A 3,072-nucleotide genomic window follows, 5' to 3' on the forward strand; every position below is an offset into this window, starting at 1 on the left:
CCTCCTCGCTGGTGGCGATGCACCTGGCGGCGCAGGCGCTGCGCGGCGGCGAGTGCGACCTGGCGCTCGCGGGCGGCGTCACGGTGATGGCGACGCCCGGCATGTTCACCTCCTTCTCGCGGCAGCGCGGGCTCGCCCCGGACGGACGGTGCAAGCCGTTCGCCGCCGCCGCCGACGGCACCGGGTGGGCCGAGGGCGCGGGCCTGGTCCTGCTGGAACGTCTCTCCGACGCCCGCCGCAACGGCCACCGCGTGCTCGCGGTGCTGCGCGGCTCCGCCATCAACCAGGACGGCGCCAGCAACGGCCTCACCGCCCCCAACGGCCCCTCCCAGCAACGCGTCATCCACGCCGCCCTCGCCAACGCCCGCCTCACACCCGCCGACATCGACGCCGTCGAGGCCCACGGCACCGGCACCACGCTCGGCGACCCGATCGAGGCGCAGGCGCTGCTGGCCACCTACGGCCAGGACCGCCCGGCCGAACGCCCCCTGCGGCTGGGCTCGATCAAGTCCAACATCGGCCACACCCAGGCCGCCGCCGGGGTCGCGGGCGCCATCAAGATGATCATGGCGCTGCGGCACGGCACCCTGCCCGCCACCCTGCACGTGAACGAGCCCTCCCCCCACGTCGACTGGGACAGCGGCAACGTCCGGCTACTGACGGAACCCGCCGACTGGCCGGAGACCGGCGCGCGTCCCCGCCGCGCCGCCGTCTCCTCCTTCGGCATCTCCGGCACCAACGCCCACCTCATCCTCGAAGAGCCCCCGGGCCAGCCAGAACCCGAGCCCGAACAGCCCGGCGTACCGACGGGCGTCGTACCGCTCCCGCTGTCCGCGCGCGGCCCCGAGGCGTTGCGCGCCCAGGCCGGGCGGCTGGCCGACTGGCTCGCCGCCGCCAGCCCGCCCCCCTCCCCGGCGGAGGTCGCGTGGTCGCTGGCCACCACGCGGTCGGCGGACCGCCACCGCGCCGTCGTCACCGGCGCGGACCACGAACACCTGCTGGCCGCGCTCCGCGAGGTCGCCGACGGCCAGGCGCCCGGCACCACGGCGGCATCGGCGGCCGCCGCGCCGGGCCCGGTCATGGTCTTCCCGGGACAGGGCTCGCAGTGGCGCGGCATGGGCGTCGAACTCCTCGACACCTCCCCCGTCTTCGCCGCCCGCATCGCCGCATGCGAGGAGGCACTGGGCGCGTTCACCGACTGGTCGCTGACCGACGTGCTGCGCGGCGCGCCCGGCGCCGCCGACATCGGCCGGGTCGACGTCGTCCAGCCGTGCCTGTGGGCGGTGATGGTGTCGCTCGCGGCTGTGTGGGAGGCCCACGGCGTACGCCCGGCGGCCGTCGTCGGCCACTCCCAGGGCGAGATCGCCGCCGCCTGCGTAGCCGGCGGCCTGTCGCTGCGCGACGGCGCGCGGATCGTGGCGTTGCGCAGCCAGGCCCTGCGCGCGCTGGCGGGCCACGGCACCATGGCGTCGCTCGCGCTCAGCGGCGAGGAGACCACCGGGCTGCTGGCCGAACTGGGCGCGGACGCCGCGCAGGTGACGGTGGCGACGTACAACGGGCCGCACTCCACCGTCGTGTCGGGGCCGGTCGGCCAGGTGGCGGCCGTCGTGGCGGCCTGCGAGGCAACGGGCCGGCGGGCGAGGACCATCGACGTGGACTACGCCTCGCACGGCCCGCAGGTCGACCGGCTCGCCGACACCCTCCACGCCGACCTCGCCGAGGTCGCGCCCCGCGCCACGGGCACGGCGTTCTACTCGGCCGTCACCGCCGCCCGCCAGGACACGGCGGGCCTCGACGCCGCCTACTGGTTCACCAACCTGCGGCAGCCGGTGCGTTTCGCGCCCGCGATCGACGCCCTGCTGGCCGACGGGTACCGCGTCTTCATCGAGGTCAGCCCGCACCCGGTGCTGATCCCCGCGCTGCGGGAGTGCTTCGAGGCGGCGGAGGCGGAGGCGGTCACCGTCGCGACCCTCCGCCGCGACGACGGCGGCCGGGAGCGGCTGGCGCGCGCGCTGGGCGACGGCTTCGCGGCCGGGCTCGCGGTCGACTTCCGCCGCTGGTTCGACCCGGCCCGGACGCTGCCGCGCACGGTCGAGCTGCCGGCCTACCCCTTCCAGCGGCGGCGTTACTGGCTGGCGCCGGACGAAGGCCGCCGCGAGCGGCACGCCGCCGGAGCCGGGGCCGGAACGCGCCCGGCCGGACACCCCCTGCTGACGGCGGCGGTCGAACTGGCCGACGGCGGCGTGGTGCTGAACGGCCGCCTGCCGGGCGGTGACGACGGGCACTGGCTCGGCGGCCACACGGTGGCGGGCGTGGGCCTGGTGCCCGGCGCCGTCCTCGTGGAGTGGGCGCTGCGAGCGGCCGACGAGGCGGGCGGGGCGCTGGAGGAGCTGCTGCTCCGTGCGCCGCTGGAGCTCGACGGCGACGGGGACGTGCTGGCGCAGGTCGCGGTCGCGCCGCCGGACGCCTCGGGCCGCCGCGCGGTGACGGTCTCCTCGCGCCCGGCGGACGCGGACGGGGAGTGGACGCGTCACGCGGCCGGCACGCTGGTCCCGGCGGATGGCGAGGCGGCAGCGGCGGCCCCGGCCTGGCCGCCACCGGGCGCGGAGCCGGTGGAGATGGCCGGTCTCTACGAGCGGGCGGAGGCGCACGGCTACGGCTACGCGCCCGCGCTGCGCGGCGTACGGGCGCTGTGGCGGGACGGCGACGACCTGCTCGCGGAGGTCGTGCTGCCTGCGGAGGCCGGGGACGGGGCGGACGGCTTCGGCGTTCATCCGGTGCTGCTGGACGCCGCGTTGCAGCCCGCGCTGCTGACCGGGGCGGCGGACGACCGGCTGTGGCGGCCGTTCGCGTGGAGCGGCGTACGCCTGTGGGCGACCGGCGCCCGCGCGGCGCGCGTACGCCTGGCGCCGGTGGCGACGACGGACGACCGGGAGCTGCGGGTCGACGTCTGGGACGCGGCCGGGGCGCCGGTGCTGAGCGTTGCGTCGGTGGTGCTGCGCCCGCGCGCGGCGCGGCAGGTGCGGGAGGCGAGCCGGGCGGCGGCGAGCGGGCTGTACGCCGTCGGCTGGG

At 77.9% G+C, this 3,072-nt stretch carries 1 protein-coding gene; it reads left to right on the forward strand.

Annotated features, from left to right (window positions below; genetic code table 11):
- Window positions 1–3,072, forward strand: a 3,072-nt coding sequence (locus ACWDSL_RS52735) for a type I polyketide synthase (protein ID WP_450496826.1), incomplete at both ends; no start/stop codon positions are given.

The organism is Streptomyces sp. NPDC000941, assembly GCF_053599555.1.